The 202-nt window shown below is 71.8% G+C and carries 1 pseudogene; it reads right to left on the minus strand.

Features of this window, described 5'->3' with window-relative positions:
- Positions 1-191 (minus strand): annotated as a pseudogene (locus VTU_RS34710) (Ldh family oxidoreductase); the annotation flags it as partial.
- Between the last annotated feature and the right edge of the window lie 11 nt (positions 192-202).

The raw sequence follows: 202 nt of genomic DNA on the forward strand, positions 1-202 counted from the left end.
CCCCCTCGGCCACCGCGTCGATATAGCGCGGCAGCATGCCCACGCCGTGCGAATCGTGGCCGCTGAGGTTCGCGAGCACCAGGTTGGCGGCCCACCTGCCGGGCTTCGGCCGGCAGGCTGCCCGCCGCTTCGAGGACGCGCGCGACGGTCGATTCCAGCCCTTCGGCGGGCAGGGTGATGGATGTGGGCATCAGAGCACTCC

This window comes from Verminephrobacter aporrectodeae subsp. tuberculatae At4, assembly GCF_000193225.1.
GTDB classification, from domain to species: domain Bacteria; phylum Pseudomonadota; class Gammaproteobacteria; order Burkholderiales; family Burkholderiaceae_C; genus Acidovorax; species Acidovorax aporrectodeae.